We start from the raw sequence: 24,363 nt of genomic DNA, 5'->3' as shown, positions 1-24,363 counted from the left end.
GGGTTTTTCAGAGGGTTTTGCGGAGTCTGAGGGCGTTGAGGATGACGGAGAGAGAGCTGAAGCTCATGGCGGCTCCGGCGATCATCGGGCTAAGAAGAGTGCCGGTGATCGGGTAGAGGATGCCGGCGGCGATGGGGATGCCGATGGCGTTGTAGGCGAAAGCGAAGAAGAGGTTCTGGCGGATGTTTTTCATGACCCCACGGCTGAGGGCTATGGCTTTGGCGATGCCGTCGAGGTTGCCTTTTACGAGGGTGATGGCGGCGCTTTCGATGGCGACATCGGTGCCGGTGCCCATGGCGATGCCGACCTGGGCTTCGGCGAGGGCGGGCGCGTCATTGATGCCGTCGCCGGCCATGGCGACGACTTCGCCTTTGGCTTTCAGATCGCGGACGAGTTGGATTTTGTCGGCGGGGCTGAGGCCGGCGTGGATCTCATCGATGCCGAGTTTTTTGCCTACTGCTTCGGCGGTGTGGATGTTGTCACCGGTGGCCATGATGATGCGGATGCCCTGTTCGTGGAGGACTTTGATGGCGGCGGCGCTGGATTCCTTGATGGGATCGGAGATGGCGAGGATGCCCTCGGCCTGCTTGTCGCGGGCGATCCAGACGATGGTTTTCGCTTCGCTCTGGAGGCGGGTGGCTTCGGTTTCGAGGTCTTTGGTAAAGGTGATGCCGGAGTCTTCGAGGAATGACTTTTTCCCGACACGTATAGTTTTCCCGGAGATGGTTCCGCTGACCCCGCCGCCGGTGGTGGATTGGAAATCGGTGCTTTCGGGGATCTGGAGTTTTTCGTCCTTCGCAGCGTTGACGATGGCTCGGGCGAGGGGGTGCTCGGAGCTTTCTTCGAGGGCGGCGGCATCGCCGAGGAGGGCGTCCATGTCGGCTCCTTCGATGACGATCATGTCGGTGACGGCGGGTTTGCCTGCGGTGAGGGTGCCGGTTTTGTCGGTGATGAGGACGGTGACTTTTTCGGCAGTCTCGATGGCCTCGGCATTTTTGATGAGGATGCCTTTTTCCGCCGCCTGGCCGACTCCGACCATGATGGACATGGGGGTAGCGAGGCCGAGGGCGCAGGGGCAGGCGATGATGAGGACGGCGACGGCGTTGACCATGGCGAAGGCCATCGCGGGATCGGGGCCCCAGATCGACCAGATGATGAAGGTAGCGACGGATGCAGCCAGAACGATAGGGACGAAGAACGAAGCGATGGTGTCGGCCATTTTCTGAATGGGCGCGCGGCTGCGTTGTGCCTCGGAGACCATGGTGACGATCTGGGAAAGCAGGGTTTCGCTGCCGATTTTTTCGGCTTTCATGACGAAGGAGCCGGTTTGATTCACGGTGGCGCCGATGACCTTGTCGCCGGTTTGTTTGGTGACGGGAACCGGCTCGCCGGTGATCATGGATTCATCAATGTGGCTGCTGCCCTCGGTGATGCTGCCGTCTATGGGGATCTTTTCGCCGGGACGGACGCGGAGCAGGTCGCCTTTTTTGATGTGCTCGATGGGGACTTCTTCTTCCTCGCCTTCGGTGAGGCGGTGGGCGGTTTTTGCGGCGAGGCCAAGCAAGGATTGGATTGCCTGGCCGGTGCGGCTGCGGGCGCGGGCTTCTAACAATTGTCCGAGTAGGACGAGCACGGTGATGACGGCGGCGGCTTCGAAGTAGAGGCCGACCTCGCCATCCATGCGGAATGTATCAGGGAAGATCTGTGGAATGAATACCGCCACGGTGCTGTAGAGCCATGCCGCGCCGACGCCGATCATGATGAGGGTAAACATGTTCAGGCTGCGGGCGGTGATGGAGCGCCAGCCTTTCACGAAGAAAATGCCGCCCGCCCAGAAGACGACTGGAGTGGCGAGGATGAATTCGATCCATTTCGAGATGGAGCGTGGGATGGCGTTGTGGAGATTCAGTCCGGGAATCATGCCGCCCATGGCGAGAAGGAGAACGGGAAGGGTGAGGGCGGCGGCAATCCAGAATTTCCGGGTCAGGGAACGGATTTCCGCTTGGGAGTGTTCGTCGCCATCGACCGGTGACATCGGCTCCAGGGGCATGCCGCATTTCGGGCAATCGCCGGGGGCGTCCTCGATGACTTCCGGATGCATCGGGCAGGTGTAGAGAGTTTGTCCGGGGATGGCTGGGACTTGCTCCAACGCCATGCCGCACTTGGGGCAGTCTCCGGGTTTATCGGAAATCACCTCTGGGTCCATCGGGCACGTCCACTGATCGGGACGCGCTTTGGTCTCGGCGGGGTCGATCTTGTGATCGTGGTTTTTGCAGCAGTCGTGTTGTTGTTTATTTTTCATGGGAAAATTTTTGTGAGATTTCTTTCACAAGGCAGAAGAGGACGGGGACGACGAACATGGTCATGAGTTCGATAAACATACCACCGAAGATGGGGACGGCCATGGGGACCATGAGATCGGAGCCGCGGCCGGTGCTGGTGAGAACTGGTAAAAGTGCCAGCAAGGTGGTGGCGGTAGTCATCAGGCAGGGGCGGACACGACGGAGGCCGGCCTCGAGAGTTGCCTCCCGGATTTCAGCTGTGCTCGTGGGTTTCAGCTCTTCGAATTTCTGTCGGAGGTAGGTGGAAATGACGACGCCGTCATCGGTGGCGATACCAAATAGGGCGAGGAAGCCTACCCAAACTGCGGTAGAGAGATTCACCGGACCCGTATTGAACAGATCCCCGACGTGATGGCCGAATACCTCGAAATCGAGGAAACCCGGCCTTCCGTAAAGCCAGAGCATGAGAAAGCCACCGGCCCATGCAACTGCGACTCCGGTAAAGACAATGAGTGTGGTGCTCACGGATTTGCTATCCAGGTAAAGCAGTACGAAAATGACTCCAAGGCAGAGCGGAAGCATGATCATGAGGGTGCGGTCAAATTCGAGGGCGGCTTCATAGTTCCCGGCAAAGTCATAACGGATTCCCTCCGGGCGGATAAGTTTCCCCTCCCCTTCCATCTTCAACAGGTAGTCTCTTGCCGCCTCCACCACATCCACTTCCGCTGTGCCGGGCTCCGAGCCGAAGGTGACGTAGCCTGTGAGGAAAGTATCCTCAGCCTTGATCATTTGCGGACCGCGGACATAGCGGATATCCGCTAGCTGGGAGAGCGGGATCTGGGCCCCTTCCCTGGAGTCCACCAAAACATCTTCGAGCGCTTCCAGCGTATCGCGGTCCTCTCGGGTGAAGCGGACCTGAACCATGAACCGCTCCCGCCCCTCGATCGTTGTCGTGACCATTTTCCCTCCAATGGCCGTTTGAATCGTTTCGTGGACATCCGCGATATTTAGCCCGTAGCGGGATGCCGCCGCCCTGTCCGGCACGATTTCCAGGTAGGGTTTCCCCACAATACGATCGGCATTGACGGTGCTGGTGGAGAGACCGGGGATTTCTCCGCTTCGCAAATGCCTTTCCACTTCCAATCCGAAGTTTTCGATTTCTTCGAGGGATTCACCTTTGATTTTCAGGCCCATTGGAGCGCGCATCCCGGTGCGTAGCATTACCAGACGGGTTTCGATGGGTTGCAGCTTTGGTGCTCCCGTGATGCCCGGTATACGTGTGGCAGTTTCAATCTCGGCCCAGATATCCGCGGGCGATTGAATATGTGGTCTCCATTGGCGGAATGGGACGCCGTCCTTGTCCACGATAAGGTTTCCCTCTCCATCGTAGGAAAACTCGCCGTTTTCACGGGTTCTGAATTTCAGAATGCGTCCTTTGCTGTCGGATTTATATTCGGAAACGTAGTTGATGACCGTCTCGATCATGGAGATCGGCGCGGGATCCAGGGGAGTTTCCGCACGTCCGATTTTCCCGACCACCTGGCTTACTTCAGGGATAGCATGAATGGCAGCATCTGTGATGCGCAGCGCTTCCCGTGCCTCATCGATCGATGCGTGTGGAGCAACGGTGGGCATATAGAGAAATGAGCCTTCGTCGAGTGCAGGACGGAATTCGCGGCCAAGCCCCGGGAATTTCTGCGAGGCATCCACCCAAAGGCGGGTCTCGGTGACTCCTTTCCCGAATGTGTCAGGAATGAAAGAGAAGACCCGCGGAAACCCAAGCCAGATGCAGAGCGCGGAGATCAGAAGGAGCAGCGGAGCGGAAAGGAAAAGTGCTTTGTGATTCAGGCACCATTTGAGGATGCTTCCGTAGGTCATTTCAAAAATGCGGAAAATCCCGAGCAGACCACCGACCGCTAAGATCACAAAAATCAAATTAAAGAAATCCGAGCGATCATGCCCGAGCGGCATCCAATCGATAGCCAGAAGGCAGGCGATGAGAAATGCCACGATGAAATTCACCGCAACAATACCGATCCGGAGAGATTTCCCGGAAACGAACAGAGGTGTGAGAATCCCGAGAGCCAGCGCGATCAGCCCGATGCCAAGCCAAAGTGAGAATGCGAAGGCAAAGAGCCCGGCAATGGCGAGCAAGGCAGCGGAAAGCGTGCGGCGGTTTTTCACCCAGCCGGGGAGAACGCCGAAGAGCAGATGCGCAACCGGCGGGATAATGGTCAGAGCCACGATGATCGAGGCGATCAGGGCGAAGGATTTTGTATATGCCAACGGCCGAAATAGGCGGCCAGCCTCACCGACCATTGTGAACACGGGTAGAAAGCTCACGACTGTCGTGGCAACGGATGTGGTGACCGCACTCGCGACTTCGGTGACCGCACGGTAAATCACAGCAGAGCGCGGCTCGTCCTCCGGGGCTTCATCCAGATGCCTGAGAATATTTTCCGTGAGGACAATTCCCACATCGACCACCGTTCCAATGGCAATCGCGATGCCTGAAAGGGCGACGATATTCGCATCCACGCCGGCGAGTTTCATGCTGATGAACGTGATGAGAACGGCCAGCGGGAGCATGGCGGAAATCAGGATACTGGTACGTAGATGCAGCACCATGACCACCACCACGATGATGGTGACCAGAACCTGCTGATAGAGTGCCTCATCGAGGGTATTTAGCGTTTCATTGATCAGCCCGGAGCGGTCGTAAAACGGCACAATGGTGACCTGCGAGGTAGTGAGCCAACTAGGCCAGGCGCTGCGGTCATTGGATTTCGTAAACTCCAGCCAGGAGGCCGCGGATATGGGATCGAGCGGGTTCTCTATATTCTTCCGCCCAGCGAAGTCCAGGACCTCAGATTCGGTAGTTTTTTCCCAGTCGATGAGAGCCTTCACTGGCAGGGCATTTTCTAGGTCGGAGATGCGCTGCTTTGTATTCCGAATGGCTTCCAGCGGATTTGCCCCGTAGCGGGCCACAACTACGCCGCCGACAGCATCGGCACCATTCACATCCAGTGCGCCACGGCGTATCGCGGGGCCGAGGGTCACTTCCGCCACATGCTTCACAAGGATAGGAGTATTTCCACGCACAGCGACGACAGCCTGATTGATATCCTCCACTTTCTCTATGTATCCGGTGCCACGGAGGAAGTATTCCACACCATTGACCGCGAGATTCCGGGCACCGATTTCCTGGTTCGATTTCCGGACAGCATCGGTTACCTGCGCGAGCGTAACATTCTGCGCACGGAGTTTTTCTGGATCCACATCCACCTGGTATTGTTTCTGGAAACCACCGATGGAGGCGACTTCAGCTACCCCTCCTGCGGAAAGCAGCGAATAGCGCACCTGCCAATCCTGAATGGAGCGAAATTCGTCGAGATCCCATCCACCGGCCGGTTTCCCATCGGGATCGCGCCCTTCCAGCACATACCAGAAAACCTGGCCAAGCCCCGTGGCATCAGGACCGAGCGATGGTGTGGCATCGGCAGGAAGCAGATTGGACGGCAGGGAATTTAATTTCTCCAGAATTCTGCTTCGGCTCCAGTAGAACTCCACATCTTCCTCGAAAATCAGATAGACGTATGAGGCGCCGAACATCGAGAAAGAGCGAACCTCCCTTACCCCCGGCACACCGAGCAGCGAAACCGTCATCGGGTAAGTGATCTGATCCTCCACATCCTGCGGAGACCGCCCCTGCCACTCGGTGAAAACGATTTGCTGGTTATCACCGAGATCCGGGATGGCATCCACGGAAACCGGATCCCGGGGATAGTTTCCCGTATCCCAATCGAACGGAGCCACACGGATCCCCCAGCCAATGAAGAAGGCTAGAAGTAGAAAGACGATAAGCTTCTGGTGAAGACAGAAATGGATGAGCTTGTTCATTTAAAAAATGGCTTGCGCCGAAAATCAGTGGATTCCTTTCAGGTATCTAACTACTTCCCGAGTGAGAGAGTCTCGGTGATGGAGCCGCAATCGAGCATTGAGGCACCGTAATACGGATTGAGAACCTGCGGTACGGATGAGAGCCAATCCGCGCCCTTGTTGCTACCGACCATCGGGCAGTGTATGACGTAGGCGTTTCCGATACGGTCTAGACCGTTTGCGCGAATTTGCGAAATAAGTTCGTTGCTGATCTCTTCGAATGCCGCTCTCTGGACTTTCAAATCAGTGGAATTTGAAATTAGTACGGCCGGCTCCCTGAGCTCTGCTGTATCGGCAGCTTCGCTGAAATCGAGCGCAGCTGCGGCAGCTAGTCCCGGATCATCGGCGGCAAGAGCCTTGGCAACAGGAAGGTAAGCTTCCACCAGCATTTGAAGCCTTGCAGCGGTGGCTTGATCCACAGGCGAGACCGCCATCGCACCCGAAGGTAACCCGAGGTATCGCCCTGCTTCTTCGACTGACCGGCGCACGATCGATTTCGCGCCCGTCGGGTTCTCAGGTAGTTGTTTTGTTGCGTTTTGGAGATCGATCCGGAGTCGGTTTGAAAATTCTGTCCAAAGTCCCAGAAGTTCCGGCTGGAAGGTATCGGTGGAAACCTTCTCCACAGCCATTTTCATAGTGGAAATCTCACCTGCGATGACTGCGGATTCCCCCGCCCTTTGCAGCCGCCCGAGCGCACGAAGAACTGGCTGCCACTGACCTGCGAGATCCTCGGGTGCCTCATGCGCCGGCTTCTCAACCAACCCTGCATCCGGATTCATCATCGATGGCCGTGCCTTGAGTTGGAGTTCGGAGTCGAGCTTGAATGCTCCATTGGTCACGACGAGTTCACCTTCCGCGAGCCCGATCATGACAATTTGTCGCGAACCAAGCTTTGCCCCCAGCAGGATTTCCCTCCCTTCAAAGACCGGATCCACACCCGGCACCCGCACATAGACAACGGCACGCTCCCCGGTCCTGAGAATTGCTGATTCCGGTATGGTCACCAGCTGATTTTCGCTCCCCATACCCGGTGGTATCGATGAGGCCATGACCTTGGCGCTGGCGAACATACCGGGTTTCATTTTATCCTCCGGGTTCTCAACATCGACTCTGACCTGAGCTACCCGCTTGAGGGGATCTATGAGGTGATCGATATATGCGATTTTCCCCGAAAATACTTCGCCAGGTATAGCTTCGATAGTGAAGTCGACCTCCAGCCCTTCGGTCATTAATGGGAGTTGGTCCTCATAGACTTCGAGATTCAGCCAGACTGTGGAGTGATCCGAAATGGTGAACAGTTGCTGGCCGGTTTTAATATAATCCCCCTGATTAACCAATTTTGCAGTGACCCGGCCGGATTGTGGAGAGCGGATAATAATCCGATCCGATGGATTTTCCGCAGTGAGAATCGTTGAGATTTCCTGAGGTGAAATTTCTAGTAATTCCAGCTTTCGCAATGCTGCTTCATAAATTTTGCGACGTGTGTTCCGGAGCGTGGCCGGACCTACAGTCATCGCATCCCGTGCCTCGATGAGCTCCCTCTGCGCGAGGTAAATTTCAGGAGAATATAACTCAGCCAATGGATCTCCCTCGTGGACGTGAATTCCCGTGTAGTCGATGAACAGTCTCTCGATACGACCGGCGATGCGGCTACTGATCGAGGTGGTCAGGCGTTCGTTGTGAGCTATTCGCCCGAAGACCGAAATCGCGTGATGATCATTTTCCGAAAGTGCTACAACCGGCGAAACACGAAGATCCAGCAGCGCGGAAGCCTCCGGGCTTACAGAAACCTGGCGTAGGCCGCCGGCTTCTCCTCCCTCCAGTGGAATCAGGTCCATTGCACAAATCGGGCAAAGCCCGGGCGCCGGCTGGCGGATCTGGGGGTGCATGGAGCAGGTCCATACCGTCTCCGAAGCGGAATTGCCTGCGGTGGAATCGGATTTCTCGGAAGCTGGAAGTCCGAACCACCACCCGAAAACAAACAGAGAAATCGGGATGAGGATTGTGATTAGTTTCCGTGGAGCGGGAAACCTGGAAGGAAGAAATTTTTTCATAAGGCAGCGGCGGCTTCTAGTGTTGCGATTGCTTTGCCGAGTTCGGCGCGGCTTTTGATAAGCTGGAGTTGGTAGGTAAGGATCTCGCGCTGTGTGCCGATGACATCAGTGAACGAACTTTCACCGGAGGAGTAACCGGTGAGTGTCACCTCCCCTGCCTGTTTTGCGGATGGAATGAGACGATCCTGATAGAGAGCTGTGACTTCACGGGCGGTTTTCGCGCGAAAGTAGGCGTCTTCCACGCGGTAACGAATCTCGGCGCGTGAGGACTGGAGAAGTGCTTCTGTTTCCGCAATACCGGCGGAGGCCTCGCGGACCATGGCTCTGCGTGGCTCCTGCCAGAGCGGGATGTTAAAACCAAGGGTGGCAAAGACCTGGTCACGTCCATTCGAGCTCCCGGCCAGTCCGGATCCTGAAACGGGCGAATATGTCACGCCCACCGTAGGATCGGGGAAACGCTCCAATTTTGCTTTGCGGAGTCGTTCGTTGAAAGCACTCACCCGTTGCTCGGCAGCGTTGATATCAGGATGGGTTGCTTCGGCACGGGCAATGAGGCTGTCCAGGCTGGAAGTGGCGGGGATAGAAGGCGCGCGCGGCGATGGCAACGTGGATCCGGCCGGGCGGTTCAGCAGGGAATTAATCCGTGCTTTCGATGATGACCTGACTTTTTCGAGATCTTTCAAGTCGCGGTCGAGTATCGAAATCTCGTTATCTATCCGTAACTGATCCGCTTGTGCAGCGGAGTCGGCTTCTATCCGCGTGGCTATGATTTCTTTAATGGAAGACAGGAGTCCGCGATTTTCCCGGGTAAATGAGATGGTCTGCTCTGCGAGATAATAGTCCCACCAGGCGCTTTTGACCTGTTCGGAGACCTTCAGTGCCATGGCATCCGCCTCTGCACGGACGGCAGCAGCTTCATGACTGGCGGCGCGGCTGGCGGCATTACGCTTCCCGGGCAAGGGAATTTTCTGCGATGCACCGACCATTCCTTCTACCCGCCCTGCTGCTGTTTCCGCCATGGACCCACCCGAAATGCTGGCCATGGGATCAGGCAAAGCTGCTTCCTGCGGGACTTTTGCCTCCATACGTTCCGCCCGATAGCGTAGTGCTACAATGGCTGGATTGTGTTGGGCTGCCAGTTCGGCAAGTTTATCCGGACTGCCGGAGCCTACCGAGTAAATCCGTGGACTGAGCTTTTCCGCAGGGATTTCCGAAGCGCTGTAAGCCGAGCTTCCAGACGGGCCCTCCGCGGTATCCGCACAAGATGCGAGCACGAGGGAGACCAGCAGAACAGAAAGCTGTTCCGGTAGATATTGGAATTTCATGGAGTAAGTGGAGCCAGCGCGCTTTTCGCACGCCGGCTCCTCAAGGGTTCGATTCCTATTTGGCTGCAGTCTCGATTTTCTCAAGATACTGGGCGGAATTTTCTTCAAATTCTGGGACACAGGATTTGCAGCAGAATTTCACTTCCTGTCCTTCGTAGTTCTTCACCACCGGCTCCCCCATGGAGCCAAGTTTTTCACCGGAAACCGAGCAGACCTCCAATGGATACGGAGTGGCGGCTTCCACTTCCACAGTGGATTCTGCTTCTTTATTGCAAGAAATAGCTGAGATTGACGCAAAAGCGACGAGAGAGATTTTGATGATATTTTTCATAATTTTACTAATTGATCGTTAAGGAGTTACGAATCAGAAACTCATAGTGAATTTCTCTGAATTCGATGGTAGTCGGGCTCAAAAAAGAGCTTCTGCAACTACAGGTAGCCTGCGCCGAAGACGTGCAGACAGAATGAGGGCGCAATACGCCCGCGATTTAACAATCAGATAGTAAAGCGGCAGTATGACACGGAGATAGAAACTCCGGCGTAGCCTGAAAATCCTTTAAACGAAGCCGAGCAAATTTGCTCGGAGAGTGGTCCCGCGCGAGTCTCGTTTCCGGTGACCTCCGGCTCGGAATGATCCACGAAAGAGGGTTTCGTGTCCTTACTCGAAGGAATCGCCGGAAGAGGAGGCTTCTGATCATCCGTGGAGCTCGCGCACGGGCACTGGTCAACTAAATCACAACAGCCACACGTAGTGGCATGTCGGACAGTATCCGTGTTAGCTGCGAATGAAATACCACCAAAAACCGATACCTGAAGTAATACTCCAAGTAGGATTGCGGTAAACCGGCGGAAAGTCATTGCAGTTGGTAGAGTGATCTTCTGTGGAAATATTTCAAATATTTTTTACACTCTACCAAACGCGCTGACCAGTTCTTCAATAACCTCGTCCTGCATGGGAGTGATCGCACCAAGCGGCTTCGCCTGAATAATAGCTTCCGCGGTAGCCTCCAGAACTTCCAACCGATCGAAAGCATCTAGAACCGTCTTCCCCGCCACGAACGCCCCATTGTGATCAAGGAGCGCGACGGGATTATCCGGTCCCATTGCCTGAGCTACCTTCTCCGGAGCAGTCAGCACATCTTCAAAAGGAATTTTCGGGACATCTTTCAGGAAAAGATAACTCTCGGGAATCGTGCGGGTATCAAGGACTTCCTTACTGATACTGAAAGCTGTGGCACTTACCGGCAGCGCATTGATGACCGCGTTCATTTCCGGATGTGCTGCATAAATCGCCGCATGCAGATGTACCGCTCTACTTGGACGAGTCCCCGGCGGGCAGCAGCCATCACGAACAACTATCAGGTCTTCAATATCAAGGGAACGCCTGTCCACCCGGTATGGAGTTATTAGGAAAGAGTTTCCATCAATGCGCGCAGATAGACTCCCCCATGTGCTGGTGACCAGGCCGTGTTCATAGGCGCGATGCATGAAATCACAGATTTCCTTGCGTAGTTCCCGCTCACGACTGCACGGAGCCTTTCCCGGTGCGGTTGGTAAATCCGGCAACCTAGCCTCTGCCAGACTCATTCCTGCGTCATCGATAGTTTTGAAGTCACCCAGATTACTGGCCTGGATGATTGTTTTCGCTGTGAACTCGAGTGTTTCAAACCGCTTGAACACATCTGAAAGTGCGTCTCCTCCTACGACTACGCCGTGATTTTCAAGGACCACACAGAGCGTATCGTCCGATTTCGCAAACTCAGCCGCGATGTTATCGCCGAGTTTCTGACTCCCGGGCAGTGCATACGGGGCAAAGGCTACCTTTCCACAAACGTTCCAGGCCTCCGGAAAAACGCGGGTATCCGGTACTTGTCCGCAGATACTGAAACTTACCAGCGCACTGGGGTGGGCATGGATGATCGCTTTGATATCCGGGCGAGCTCGATAGATGCTCAAATGGAAAGGGCACTCTGAGGAAGGCGGATGGGGTCCCTCGAGTTGCTCACCGTCTAGGGAAACCTTCGCAATATCCCTCCGGGTAAGACTCCCTTTGTCCACGCGTGCCGGCGAAATCCATATATTACCATCCTCATCACGAACGGAGATATTCCCTCCGGATGTAGTCGTCATTTCCCGCCCGTAGATACGGGCCATGGTAAGCTGAATCTGATCGCGGGGATGGAGTAACTCGAAATTCATATCCACCAGCTTGTCTGGAAGATCCACGGATGCCAGAAAGATTTCACCGAAAAACTCTCTCCCTGAGGGGAGCTTGCTTTGAGCTTTGTTTTCCTATGTTCTAATGGGAAATGAAAATTTTCCTCTTCTTTTGGCTTCTTACGCTTGGTCTCTGCTCCGGCGGAACCGGGGAAAAAATAGTGGGCGCGGCACGCGAACAGATCGGAGTGACTGTGAAATATGATCCGGCTTACGTGAGCATGGATTATCCGGGAGGAGATATTTCCCGTGAAAGCGGAGTCTGCACGGATGTGGTGATCCGTGCATTGCGAGATGGGCTGGAAATGGACCTTCAAAAGCTCGTTCATGAGGACATGAAAGCCAATTTCTCGAAATACCCGAAAATATGGGGACTCTCGGGAACCGATAAAAATATTGATCACCGCCGCGTGCCCAATCTGATGGCTTTTTTCACCAGAAAGCATCAGAAGCTCCCTGCAAATAGTAAGTTCCAACCGGGTGACATAGTGACTTGCACTGTGCCCCCAAACCTACCACACATAATGATTGTAAGCGATAAGGCCGATTCAAAAGGGCTCCCGTTGGTGATCCACAACATCGGCAGTGGCACCCGCGAAGAGAACCGTCTGCAGAGCTTTCCAATGACCGGACACTACCGTTTGAACGATTAGAAACTGAATCGGAGCTTGATATTCTTTTAAAAACAGTGCAATGGTCCGCGTTCCCGCGGAAAGTCGCGGATTTCTTTTATGGACACACCTCCCTTTTCCGAACTCGGGTTGCCCGAGGACCTGCTCGCCGCGATTGAGAAACTCGGCTATGAAAAGCCTTCTCCAATTCAGGCAAAAAGCATTCCTCCCGCACTAGAGGGGAAAGATATTCTCGGCCTTTCCGCGACTGGATCCGGCAAAACAGCCGCCTTCGCACTGCCTGCTCTCACAAAAATCGACGTTAACGAACGCTACCCACAGGTTCTTATCCTGTGCCCGACCCGCGAACTCGCGGTTCAGGTATGTGAAGAGGTCAATCGCCTCGGCTCACAGATGAAAGGCCTTCACGCCACACCTGTTTACGGTGGTGCACCAATCGACCGCCAACTCCGTGCCCTCCGCGATGGAGCCCAGCTCGTGGTCGGCACACCAGGCCGCCTTCTAGACCACATCAAACGTGGATCTTTCAAAGCAGACCGTATCAAAATGGCAATTCTCGATGAAGCCGACCGCATGCTGGACATGGGCTTCAAAGAGGAAATGGACGAAATTCTCGCCGCCCTCCCGCAGGAGCGTCAGATCATGTTCTTCTCTGCCACCATGAATCAGGGTGTATCCCGTTTCATCAAAAAATTCGGCAACGATCCGGAACTCATCGAAATCGAGCAGAAGGCGAAAACCGTCTCCACCATCGATCAATCCTACTTCGAGGTGCGGAACCGCTCGAAGGTTGAAGTCCTTTCACGGATCCTCGACATGAACCCACCGCGTCTGGGCATTATTTTCTGCAATACCAAACGCTCCGTGGACGAATGCACAGAGGCACTCGTCAACCGCGGCTACGCTGCGGACCGCCTCCACGGCGATATTACCCAGCAAATGCGTGAACGCGTGCTGAAACGCTTCCGTGACGGCTCTGTTGAGCTTCTGGTAGCAACTGACGTTGCCGCACGCGGACTCGATATCGAAGAGATCGACATCGTTTTCAACTACGACATTCCTACCGACCAGGAAGACTACGTTCACCGTATCGGCCGCACAGGTCGTGCCGGACGCTCCGGCCGAGCTGTCAGCTTCGTTTTCGGACGTGAAATCTACCGTCTCCAATCGATCGAGCGCTACACACGCCAAGTCATCAAACGTGAGAAAATCCCTTCCGTGGAGCAGGTCGAAGGCCGCCGCGCGGATCTCATTTTCGAACAACTCAAGGAACGCCTCGAGACAGGAAGCTTTGATTCCTATCAGGAAAATATCGACCGACTTCTCGAGCAAGGCCACACCCCTACCGATATCGCCGGAGCACTTATCACGACTCTTCGTGAAGCAAGCGGCCGCGAAGGTTCTGAAATTCAGGAAGACCGTGAGCCTGATGGCCCTAGAAATGAGCGCCGTAACGGTCGTGATGACCGTGACGATCGCCGGGGCCGCGAGGATCGTGGTGGTCGTGAAGATCGCGGACCGCGTGAGCGCCGTGACCGTGGCGGCGATGACCGTGGTGGTCAGCCATACGAGCGCAGTGGAAAACGCGACGCCGGCCCGGTTGAGGGTGGCATGACACGTCTTTTCCTCTCCCTTGGAAAAGGTGCGGGCGTAATGCCAAAGGATATCGTCGGCATGATGTATCGCGAAGGCGGACTTCCTGATGGTAGCCTCGGCCGCATCACCCTTTTCCCGAAACATTGCCTGGTTGATGTTCCTGAAGGACTTGCCGACCAAGCAATCGAGAAAACACGGAATGCCAAGCTGCGTGGTAAAACTTTCCGCATGGACCACGACCGTGGCCCGAACCAAGCATAATTGCTTTCGAGGTTTCGCTTTGCGGTGAGGCGTATAGGTTTCGCCGCAAATGAGCGAGAATGTGGATATCAGTGGTAACCCGACAAAATACGTCTGGTTCACCACACTCTATAATGCGCGTGCGTATTATCCGATACTCGCGGTCCTGTTTCTTGATCTTGGGCTCACCCTGGATCAATACGTTCTACTGAATCTGGTATGGGCGCTCACGATTTTCTTCTTCGAGGTCCCCTCAGGCGCATTAGCAGATACGCTTGGTAGAAAGACTCTTCTGGTGGCAGCAGCAGTGCTGATGATTCTGGAAATGGGCTGCCTGCTTTTCGCTCCTAAGGATGGAGGCTGGATCTTGATTGGCCTTTGTATTATCAATCGCTTGCTTTCCGGACTTTCCGAAGCAGCTGCCAGCGGTGCTGATGAGGCCTTGGCGTATGATTCCCTCCCGGACGGTGAGAAAGACGATCTATGGGATGAAGTTCTTTCCAAGGCTATGCGCTATCGCGCAATTGCGTTCGTCATAGCCATGATCATCGGTGGGTTAATGTATGATTCATCGATACTTAATCGTTTCCTTCCGGAGAATTTACAGATTCCGCTCACATTGGCCCACCGGCTTCCCATTGCTCTAGTGCTCTTACAAGGAATAGCCTGCCTCGCGATCACCCTCTCTATGGTCGAGCCGAGGAGGGTTCATGACGTCAGCTTCTGGAAAGCGTGCAAGCGGGCAATAAAATTGACTATGAAGACTGCTAAATGGGTCTTCTCGAATCCAAAAACCCGGGTTTTTGTCATTGTCGGCCTAGCCATCGACTCCGTCATCAGGAACTTTGCGACAATTACCAGCAGTTACTATCGCCTGATCGAACTACCTGAGTGGTCATTCGGCTTTATCGGAGCTGCCGTAGGCCTGGGAGGTATCATCGTTCCCACGATAGCCTCATGGCTGAACAGAAGATTCAGTCCGCTGGCAAATTTCGGAATCATTGCATCAGCTGGGCTCATTGGCTTGAGCGGCTTGGTCCCGGCAAATTCATATTGGTGCCTGATACCTTCTATGATGTTGATGATGACCATGAGCTTCCTCGGTTTCACGATGAGCCGATCACTGAATCGAGAGGCGGAATCTTCGAAGCGTGCCACCGTACTTTCGGTGAAAGGCCTAGCCTTCAATCTAGGCTACGGTGCGTTCAGCTTGGGCTTTTCCGGACTGTTGGCCAGTTTACCAGAAGGAACCTCGGGAGCAGCTCTAACGAAGGCTCTCTTCTGGCAAGTGCCCTTCTACGCCATTCTTACCTTCAGCCTCCTGCTATGGGGAAAATGGCTACTGAAACGGACTACCGTAGAAACTTGATCGCCACGATTCCGCCGATCAGCAAGAGTGTTCCGATCACAAAACACCATTCCAGGTGTTTCTCTACGAAAGGACGGACACGGATCCCGAAGATACGGATTAATGCAGCCACAATAAAAAAGCGGAAGCCCCGGCCGATGATCGAAGCTCCGATCAACAACGGTAGACTATAGTTGGCCATTCCGGAGAAGATGGTGAAGACCTTGTAGGGAATCGGCGTTATGGCGGCAATGAGGATACCCCAAAACCCATATACATCATACCATCCCTCGATTTTTTCCTGCGTGTGCCCGCTTTTGTCAAAGACGGCCATCAAGGGTTCCGCAACCGACTCGCGGAGACCCCAGCCAATCCCCCAACCCGCGATCCCGCCTAAAACCGAACCTGCTGTGCAGATGAGAGCGTATTTCAGCCACTTATCCTTAGCTCCAAAGCACAATGCGATGAGTAAAATATCCGGCGGTATCGGGAAAAACGAGGACTCTGCGAATGCAATGAAGAACAGGGCCCAGGCTCCCGCCGGGTGCTCTGCCCACGAAACGGTCCAAGCATACAGGCGACGGATGATATTCGGCTTCTTTACCTCGGTGATTTCAGCAGTCATTTAAAAGAGAGATTTCTTATTCGCACTCGGTGCGTGTATCGCGGGAGAGCAGGTCCTGCATGGCCCGGGCCGCAGGTTGGTTTTCGTATAAAATGGAATATACTGCATCGATAATCGGGGTGCGGACCCCTGCCTTACGCGCAGCTTCATGGATGGAAAGTGTATTTGGAACCCCTTCCGCCACCATACCGAGCGATTGGATGGCCTCTTCAAGCGTTTGCCCCTTTCCAAGGGCCAGCCCTACCCGATGATTCCGGGAATGCTCTGAAAAACAGGTAACTATGAGATCACCCACCCCGGACAAGCCGGCGAAAGTCTCGATCTTACCACCAAGAGCAGTCCCAAGGCGGCTCATTTCAGCAAGAGCACGTGTTACCAGGGCAGCTACCGCATTATCCCCAAGGCCGAGCCCGTGAGATATGCCGGCGGCAATTGCGTAGACGTTCTTGATTGCACCACCGAGTTCGATCCCAGCCAGATCATTGCTGGTGTATGGCCGGAAGAAAGGGAGTGTAAAAAGATCCTGCAAGCTTTCTGCCACAGACATATCCTCTGAACCGATCACTGCGCAGGTAGCTTGGCCAATCGCCATTTCTTCCGCGTGATTCGGTCCGGAAAGAACCGCGACAGGATTTTCAGGAAATATACCGGAAAGAATTTCACTCATGCGTTCCCCGGTGGATTTCTCGATCCCCTTCGCACATGAGAGGATTACCGTATCCTTCGATATTCCGATACCCTTGATCATTTCCGCGCAATCCCGGGTAGCGCCCGTAGGAACAGCAAACACTATCAAGGAATGATCCTTAACAACGTCCAGCTCTGTGCACGCGGTAACATTTTCGGCAAGACCCACCGAAGATAGATACTGGGGATTGCGATGACTTTCGTTGATGGACTTAGCGATCTCGGCATTGCGGCCGATAAGAATCACCTGCCCAAGTTTCGGCGCGAGCAGCGTACTTACAGCAGTCCCGAATGAGCCTGTTCCAACGATTGCGACAGAGGAAAATTTCATACTATTTCTGATTTCTTCTTACTACCCCAGACGAATTTCGATTCTGTCCCAGCGATAAGTCTCCGGATGTTCGACCGGTGTTTCCAGATCGCAAGTACGCCGATCAGCAATGAGAAAAAGAACAACGGCTTATTCCACGTGCCTGCATCCCAAAGACTTATTCCATCATCAGATTTATGAAATCTAGCGCCTATGTGTGTCAAAATTGGTAAGGAAGCTGCCCCTACCATGCTCGCCACCGCCACGTATCGTGTCACCACTAGTGTTAGGATGAAAATGATTACCAGAATCAATACAGCCATCGGCATCAATCCGATCAGAACTCCCGCGGAAGTGGCAATCCCCTTGCCTCCCTTGAATCCGATCCATGGCGAATAATTATGACCAAGTACGGCGGCCAGCGCGGTGATGACGTGCACAAGCTGACCCTTTAGTTGATCGGCCACGTCCAGTTTCAGTGCAAACGGCTCCAGAAATCCAAGCGGTATTACAATGCCTTTGCCTTCGATCTGCACCAGATTGATCGCCAGCACCACAGGAACCAAACCCTTCAGCAGATCTAGAAACAAACAGCTTATCCCGTATTTCTTACCAACGATACGAAACACATTTGTAGCTCCGATGTTACCGGAACCATGCTGACGGATATCAATCCCTTTCGCCTTGGCGATGAATAGTCCGAACGGGATCGAACCTAGCAGAAAAGCGAATAATGGGCAGAGCCAGAGTTGCATAATAGTTTGGAAAAAAAAGACCTACTCGACTGATGCGCTTTCGATCACGATCGGCTTTTGAGGAACATCCCCTGTCACAGTTTTAAAAACCTGACCGTTTGAAGGATTGAGCATGCCGATCTGGCCTTCTCCGGTTTTTACACTCTTGATTTTATTTACAACGTCCATGCCCTCAACAACTTTACCGAAGACCGCATAACCGCCGTTGTTCGGGTAGTCCAAGGCGGCATTGTCGGAAACATTGATGAAAAACTGCGCCGTTGCGCTATCCGGATCCGGCTTCCGCGCCATGGCAATCGTTCCCGCTAGATTTTTAAGCCCGTTCTGACCTTCGTTTTTGATCCCTCCGTCGGTCGACTTCTCGATCAGCTCCTTGCCTTTCAACTCGAATCCACCGCCCTGGATCATGAAACCGTCAATCACCCTATGAAATACAGTTCCATCGTAATGGTCCTTGTTCACGTATTTTAGAAAGTTCTTAACCGTGACTGGTGCTTTTTTCGGATCCAGTGCGATAACAATATCACCTTCGCTTGTCTTCAACCTGACGGTGCTTCCCGCTACAGCGGCCGCAGGTTCGGAATTCGAGGACTCACTCTCTTCTGCCTTGCAGGAGGAGAGCATGGTGCAGCAGATGGCTGTAAAAATTGCGATTCTGGTTTTCATCACGGGGAGGATTAAGCGTTCGATTGCGCCTTGGCAAGAGGAGTCATAACAGCCCCGAAATCCGTCAAATTCACAACCACACCAATTCGGCCGTATTCTAGAAAATGAAGGAGGCGCGAATCGTTGCCGACTCGCGCCTCTATTGCACATTTCCCCCAAAGTGCTTTCGACTCTGAACTTAGGCGTTTGGCGGGTTCCCCCCGGATCACACCATATCAACCATAAGTCGAATTTCGAAAGCTAGGATATGTAACAAAGATTCTCTCCCGGCGAACCGCTTGATCGTCTCTGTTGAAAATAAGGTAACCGAAAATTCTATTTTTCAAAGATTTTTTGATTACCTAAAAGCGGCCATGACTATCCAAAAACGGCCATGAAATGGCTATTTTGAATATTTGTTGCTCCCAGAGCGCAAGCAACTTGAGAAAATTTCCCGAATCTGCAATGTCCTGCCAACAGCAATTTTCAAATGGATTTAAAACAGGCCAAATCATCGCGCAGTTTCATCACTTGTAAGAACAGTCAAGGCACTGAACTCACTGCGAATCTTCTCAGGATCAAACGCTACTCCGTAGTTTTCGAAGTATATAATCCATACAGTATCCTCCAGCTGTCCGAGGTACTTTCGGACTTCAAAATTATGGCTTCTAAGCGCCTACTATATAACGGCAAGGCCGTAGTAAGCAATTTGCTCAACACCGGGATCGTTCTCGTCTGCGAGGCGATGCTGGACGAAGGGTGGGTGGAGGTTGATTTCCTGGCCGGGATGACAGCCGATCTGGCAAAGAGCGTGGAGACACAGGACCTCAAGGCCCAGTTCGCGGATTTCATCACAGGGTGGAAAAGCGAAAATCAAGTGAACGACCCCTTTAAAATCGTAGTCGCCGACCTTACGAGCATGCTTTCCGGCGTTCAGCAATGGCTCACAGGAATCGACGTGGGGATCCGCACAACAGTCACACGTAGCCGTGAGGATATGGAGAGAGAGATTTTCTCCAAAGTGGAGGAGCGCGTGGTCTCGGAGGTATTACCTTCGATGCAGCGCTTCGAGGAAGTTTCCATGGAAATCGGAGAGAACGACATTCCTGTTCATAAGTCCTACGTCCGTAGGCAGCTGCACCCGATCGTGCTGTGCTCCCCTTTCCTCTTCCGCACCTACACTAAGCCCCTGGGCTACGCTGGAGATTATGAGATGGTAAATATGATGCTCCGGAGCCCCTATGAGGGATCCTCAGCTTTCGCGAAAATTCTCAACTACGCCCTCCTCAATACCGAACCGGTTGTAGCTCACCGGAACCGAATCGATTTTCTGGTGGAAATGCTACAGGGAGAATGCAGAAAGCGAGTGGCAAAAGGAAAAACCCGGGTATTCAACCTTGCCTGCGGCCCTGCTGTAGAAGTACAGCGCTTCCTCAGCGAATGCGAGGAAGCTGATCTGGCGGAAATCGACCTTCTTGATTTCAATGCGGAGACACTGGAATATACGCGCAACAGAATTGACGAAGCACGGATGAGCGGCGGCCGGGAAACACGCGTTCGCTACTTCCAGCGCTCGGTTCACCAACTGCTGCGTGCCGCCTCCCAGGGTGGAGAAGAGGATTTCCGTGATTATGACGTCGTCTACTGCGCCGGTCTTTTCGACTATCTTTCACAGCGGGTATGCAAGCGTTTGGTGGAGCTCTTCTGCACAATGGTCCGACCAGGCGGACGGGTGATTGTCACCAACGTTGCTGCCAGCAACCCACGTAAGGCTTGGATGGAATACGTCATGGAATGGAATCTCATCTACCGTGACAACGCGGAGATGGAAGATCTCATCCCAGATAATGTCCCCGTAACATATTCATCCATCAAAGCTGACTCCACCGGCGTAAACCTTTTCCTTGAGATTGAAATTGGCAGCAATTGAGTCAACCCCTTCGACGATTCCGGACAGTGTAGTCCAATCGTTCAGGACCTACGAACGGAAGGTCGCAATCACGAATTCTAGGCGGGCCGCACTGGTCGCCGCGATATTCATGATTGCCGGTCTCTCGCTCGACATCTTCGTTTTTCCACAGCACCTCTGGTTGTTCTCTACGATCAGACTAATAGCTGCCTTGGGACTGGTTCTCGTCTATTTCGAGCTAAAACGGACGACTAGTGTAAGATGGAACCAGTTCATAGCAAGCTGGGTAGCTATTTTACCGATGGTATCCATCTGTGTGATGATATTCTTCACCGGTGGCGGAAATTCCATCTACTACGCTGGTCTGAATCTGGTTCTACTGGGTCTATCTCTCCTCCTTAGGTGGAATTTCAGGCGGTCGGTTTATATGACGATCGCCTGTGTAATCGGCTACTTCGCTTTTTCCATCGCCGCGCCAGAGCAGTCGAACTTCCGTATCCTTTTCAATAATAGTTACTTTCTCTGTGTAACAGGAATCTTCGTAATCGTCGGCAGCTATTTCAGCGAAAGGCTCCGCCTAAGTGAATTCGCACTGCGCGCAGAGGTGGAAACCTCCCGCGAAACCCTTCGAGTACAATACGAAAAGCTCGGCGAACTCGACGAAGCAAAAACTCGCTTCTTTGCCAACATCAGCCATGAGCTACGCACTCCGCTGACCATCATGCTCGGAATCACTGAACGTCTCACCCAGACAGCAGCTGAAATGGGTGCTTCATCAAAGATTGGCGAGATGACCGAACTTTTGGATCAGAACGGCCTTCGTCTGATGAAACTCATCGACGACCTTCTGGATCTGGTGAAATTCGATACCGGTCACGCGGATCTCAGTTTTGAAGCCACGCCGGTGGAGCCGCATTTCTCCGGTGTGATGAAGTCTCTCGAACACTTGGCAGAGCAGGACAATATCGCCTTAAACTGGGAGTGCGATACCAAGCACCCTGTAGTCAAAATAGATCGTGATAAGTTCGATAAGATCATCCTTAACCTCGTTATCAACGCGATCAAGTTCACGCCTTCAGGCGGGAACATCGAAGTATTGCTCAACATCCAGCAGAATACGCTCGATCTTTCGGTGACTGATACCGGTGTTGGAATTCCTGAAGAGAAAATGGAGCGGATTTTCGACCGCTTCTGGCAGGTCGATACCTCCTCGACCCGTAAATTTCAAGGAACAGGAATCGGTCTAGCCCTGGTAAGGTCCGTTGTGGAGTCCCTTAAAGGAACCGTGAAAGTCTCGAAAAATGAACCACGCGGCACACGCTTTGAAATTCATTTCCCGATAGATCCGGGCTCTGAAAAGGAAATCATCGAGGATACCCTGGAAACAGGAAGAGGTATCGAAGAGATCCACCGGAGAGCTGCGCTTTCCATTCCTTCCAAACACAAGAAGTCTGCAATATCAAATGCATACCAAGGAAAAAGCAGTCCCGTCCTTGGTGTCCGTGAGAGCTCGGCCAGACCTCTCGTTCTAATAGCTGATGATGAGTCCGACATCCGACGTCTTCTTAAAATGCAGATGGAGAACGTGGATGTCATCGAAGCCTCCGATGGAGCGGAGGCCCTTGCTCTAGCCAAGCAGCATCGTCCGCAGATTGCTCTGCTTGACTACATGATGCCTGAACTCAACGGCGTGCAGGTGTGCAAACAAATCCGTGAACATCACTCAACACGGGAGATGTCTATCATCATCCTTACCGCCAGAGCAGATGAGACAACCAAGCTCGAAGCTCTACAGGCAGGCGCAAGTGATTTCCTCACAAAGCCCTTCTCCATAGCCGAGCTTGATCTCCGCCTTAAGAATCAGATTCTCATGGGACGCTTCCGCCGTGAAATGTCCGACATGAATACGGAGCTAAAAGGCGCACTCGAGAAAATCAAAGAAAACGAAGTTCTCATGCTTCGAAATGAAAAACTGTCCGCGCTCGGACGAATGAGTGCCGGAATCATCCATGAGATCAATAATCCTCTGAATTATGCCAATGTAGGGCTTCATCTTCTTGAGACCTATACGGAATTCCTTCCAGCCGACGAGAAGGATAGCTACAAGGATACCATCAAGGATATCACCGAAGGCATAGGCAGGGTTTCACAGATTGTGATCGACCTACGTCAATTCACGCATGATGAAGCCTCGGTTTCTCCTAAGGAAATCTCTGACCCTCATCATATTCTATCGAAAGCGATTCGTATGATGAATCATCAGCTTGGAAGCGAAATTCAGATAAAGTCTGAATTCCAGGAATCGACACAGATCCTCGCCAACCCCAACCAGCTCATACAGGTCTTCATAAACTTTCTTCAGAACAGCATAGATGCCATTCGCGAGCGAATCGCCATCGAGCCGAACCCTCCGGGAATGATCACCGTCACCGCCCGACAAGAAGGAGACGGCACGGAAATCATTGTCCGCGACAACGGGATAGGTATCCCCGCCGAAAACCTCCGCCAGATCTTTGATCCGTTTTTCACTTCGAAAGACATCGGCCAAGGTATGGGACTTGGCCTTTCAATCTCACATCAAATTCTCAGGGATCATGATGCTATAGTGCATGTTGATAGCCGCCCCCATGATTTTACAGAAATACGGCTTCTATTCCCCTCACCAGATGACAAACCTGAGACAACATTTTCAGACATACCAGGCCTAGAGCCGGAAACTCATAATAATCCAACAACATGAATCAGGAAAACGATACCTACGATTACCAGCGATACTCCATACTCTTCGTCGACGATGAAGCTAACTCACGAAAGTACTTCGAACGTCTATTCGGACGGAAGTTCCGTATCCTTCTAGCTGAAGATGGAGTCGAAGCTCTGGAAGTATTCCACAAGCACGCTGATGACATTGGCATCATTGTTACCGACCAAAGGATGCCCAATGAGACAGGTGTGGGCTTCCTCTCCAAAATCGCGGACGACTATCCTGATGTAATCAAGATCCTGTCCACTGCCTACTCCGATATCGATGCCGCGATCGGTTCCGTCAACCAGGGCGGAATTTTCCGCTATGTCACCAAGCCATGGGATATTCCGGAATTGGAAATTACCCTTCGCCGCGCGATGGAATTCTACATCATCAAGCATGAGCGGGACTCCCTCCTTGGAGCAAAAATGCTAGCCATTGGAAACATTCTCTCCGCGAATCGCCTGGCAGCATTTGCATTTGTTCCAGTCTGCTCACGCCTTCCATCTGCAAATTGTGCGGAGGCCATCTCATCGTTCGTACGGCTCGGAATTTCCTCTCCGGAATTTTCCCCCAATCCAATAAGCGACTTCTCTTCACCTGATTTTGCGAAAGTTCACGCTACACAGTTGAAATTGGCCTCACTACTTGAATCCTCGCTTCCATCGGCAATGGAACCAGCTGATATCAAGGACAGGATAGATAACTTCAATGCAGCACTCCAAAATGCCGGTGCCAACGATGCATCTTATGAGTCTGAAACAGCCACCGTTACACTCGGCCAAGATCCAATTCCAAATCTCTTGAATGTTATTCTGGGAAATGAAGTTGAGGAAGAATCATCCCAGAAAGCAGCCAAAGTGCTCGCCTCGGTGATGGCCATCTATGATCGCGGCTACACCGTCGTGAGAGAAAGAGCTTCCACCAGTAAGCTAATCATATCTCCAAGATCGGAAGCTTCCAAAAACAAAGCACAGGATTGCGGTAGCGAGACTGTGAAATGGATCATCGACGACGAACTACTCATTTCCACAGCTCTCGGAATGCTCTAAA

16 protein-coding genes are annotated in these 24,363 nt (G+C 53.1%); 6 read left to right on the top strand and 10 right to left on the bottom strand.

Annotated features, from left to right (window positions below):
* Positions 1 to 7: 7 nt before the first annotated feature.
* The 6 genes from AAGA79_RS04725 to AAGA79_RS04700 all read right to left on the bottom strand — a co-directional run bounded on the left by AAGA79_RS04725 (position 8) and on the right by AAGA79_RS04700 (position 11,826).
* On the bottom strand, positions 8 to 2,302 hold the full coding sequence (locus AAGA79_RS04725; RefSeq protein WP_411827625.1) for a copper-transporting P-type ATPase: 2,295 nt from the start codon (positions 2,300 to 2,302) through the stop codon (positions 8 to 10).
* The gene (locus tag AAGA79_RS04720; protein WP_411827624.1) at positions 2,292 to 6,182 is read right to left on the bottom strand and encodes an efflux RND transporter permease subunit; all 3,891 of its coding nucleotides are present in this window, start codon (positions 6,180 to 6,182) and stop codon (positions 2,292 to 2,294) included. The genes AAGA79_RS04725 and AAGA79_RS04720 overlap by 11 nt, the downstream gene beginning before the upstream one ends.
* Before the next feature lie 50 nt (positions 6,183 to 6,232).
* Entirely contained in the window at positions 6,233 to 8,275 is a 2,043-nt protein-coding gene (locus tag AAGA79_RS04715; RefSeq protein WP_411827623.1) for an efflux RND transporter periplasmic adaptor subunit, read from the bottom strand.
* Positions 8,272 to 9,600, bottom strand: a complete 1,329-nt coding sequence (locus tag AAGA79_RS04710) for a TolC family protein (RefSeq protein ID WP_411827622.1) — start codon at positions 9,598 to 9,600, stop codon at positions 8,272 to 8,274. The genes AAGA79_RS04715 and AAGA79_RS04710 overlap by 4 nt, the downstream gene beginning before the upstream one ends.
* 55 nt (positions 9,601 to 9,655) lie before the next feature.
* Positions 9,656 to 9,931 (bottom strand): hypothetical protein, encoded by a 276-nt coding sequence (locus tag AAGA79_RS04705; RefSeq protein ID WP_411827621.1) that lies wholly within the window; start codon positions 9,929 to 9,931, stop codon positions 9,656 to 9,658.
* 572 nt (positions 9,932 to 10,503) lie between these two features.
* Complete coding sequence (locus AAGA79_RS04700) at positions 10,504 to 11,826, bottom strand: class II aldolase/adducin family protein (RefSeq protein WP_411827620.1); 1,323 nt, start codon at positions 11,824 to 11,826, stop codon at positions 10,504 to 10,506.
* A gap of 83 nt (positions 11,827 to 11,909) precedes the next feature.
* Between AAGA79_RS04700 and AAGA79_RS04695 the strand changes: the two genes are divergently transcribed.
* The 3 genes from AAGA79_RS04695 (at position 11,910) to AAGA79_RS04685 (ending at position 15,654) form a co-directional block, all read left to right on the top strand.
* Positions 11,910 to 12,470, top strand: a complete 561-nt coding sequence (locus tag AAGA79_RS04695) for a DUF1287 domain-containing protein (protein ID WP_411827619.1) — start codon at positions 11,910 to 11,912, stop codon at positions 12,468 to 12,470.
* 78 nt (positions 12,471 to 12,548) lie between these two features.
* On the top strand, positions 12,549 to 14,306 hold the full coding sequence (locus tag AAGA79_RS04690; protein WP_411827618.1) for a DEAD/DEAH box helicase: 1,758 nt from the start codon (positions 12,549 to 12,551) through the stop codon (positions 14,304 to 14,306).
* 49 nt (positions 14,307 to 14,355) lie between these two features.
* Entirely contained in the window at positions 14,356 to 15,654 is a 1,299-nt protein-coding gene (locus tag AAGA79_RS04685; protein WP_411827617.1) for an MFS transporter, read from the top strand.
* On the opposite strand, the gene AAGA79_RS04680 is transcribed toward AAGA79_RS04685, so the two are convergent.
* Genes AAGA79_RS04680 through AAGA79_RS04665 form a run of 4 tightly spaced genes read right to left on the bottom strand, consistent with a single transcriptional unit; the run spans position 15,638 to position 18,634 of the window.
* A complete protein-coding gene (locus tag AAGA79_RS04680) occupies positions 15,638 to 16,258 on the bottom strand; it encodes a YqaA family protein (protein ID WP_411827616.1) in 621 nt (206 codons plus the stop codon). The two genes, AAGA79_RS04685 and AAGA79_RS04680, sit on opposite strands and share 17 nt — an antisense overlap.
* Positions 16,259 to 16,274: 16 nt before the next feature.
* Complete coding sequence (locus tag AAGA79_RS04675) at positions 16,275 to 17,276, bottom strand: NAD(P)H-dependent glycerol-3-phosphate dehydrogenase (protein WP_411827615.1); 1,002 nt, start codon at positions 17,274 to 17,276, stop codon at positions 16,275 to 16,277.
* Positions 17,273 to 18,010 carry a glycerol-3-phosphate 1-O-acyltransferase PlsY gene (gene plsY / locus AAGA79_RS04670; protein ID WP_411827614.1) on the bottom strand — a complete coding sequence of 246 codons (738 nt, stop codon included), beginning with the start codon at positions 18,008 to 18,010 and terminating at the stop codon, positions 17,273 to 17,275. The genes AAGA79_RS04675 and plsY overlap by 4 nt, the downstream gene beginning before the upstream one ends.
* Positions 18,011 to 18,031: 21 nt before the next feature.
* On the bottom strand, positions 18,032 to 18,634 hold the full coding sequence (locus tag AAGA79_RS04665; RefSeq protein ID WP_411828210.1) for a peptidylprolyl isomerase: 603 nt from the start codon (positions 18,632 to 18,634) through the stop codon (positions 18,032 to 18,034).
* A gap of 682 nt (positions 18,635 to 19,316) precedes the next feature.
* Between AAGA79_RS04665 and AAGA79_RS04660 the strand changes: the two genes are divergently transcribed.
* The 3 genes from AAGA79_RS04660 to AAGA79_RS04650 all read left to right on the top strand — a co-directional run bounded on the left by AAGA79_RS04660 (position 19,317) and on the right by AAGA79_RS04650 (position 24,362).
* Positions 19,317 to 20,585 (top strand): class I SAM-dependent methyltransferase, encoded by a 1,269-nt coding sequence (locus tag AAGA79_RS04660; RefSeq protein WP_411827613.1) that lies wholly within the window; start codon positions 19,317 to 19,319, stop codon positions 20,583 to 20,585.
* Between the two features lie 109 nt (positions 20,586 to 20,694).
* A complete protein-coding gene (locus AAGA79_RS04655) occupies positions 20,695 to 23,304 on the top strand; it encodes an ATP-binding protein (protein WP_411827612.1) in 2,610 nt (869 codons plus the stop codon).
* Complete coding sequence (locus AAGA79_RS04650) at positions 23,301 to 24,362, top strand: response regulator (RefSeq protein WP_411827611.1); 1,062 nt, start codon at positions 23,301 to 23,303, stop codon at positions 24,360 to 24,362. Before AAGA79_RS04655 ends, AAGA79_RS04650 begins: the two co-directional genes overlap by 4 nt.
* Position 24,363: the final 1 nt, after the last annotated feature.

The organism is Luteolibacter sp. AS25 (genome assembly GCF_046736275.1).
Lineage (GTDB): Bacteria > Verrucomicrobiota > Verrucomicrobiia > Verrucomicrobiales > Akkermansiaceae > Luteolibacter.
The sequence above is the reverse complement of the archived record's forward strand: the minus strand, read 5'-3'. Positions and strand labels throughout refer to the sequence as shown.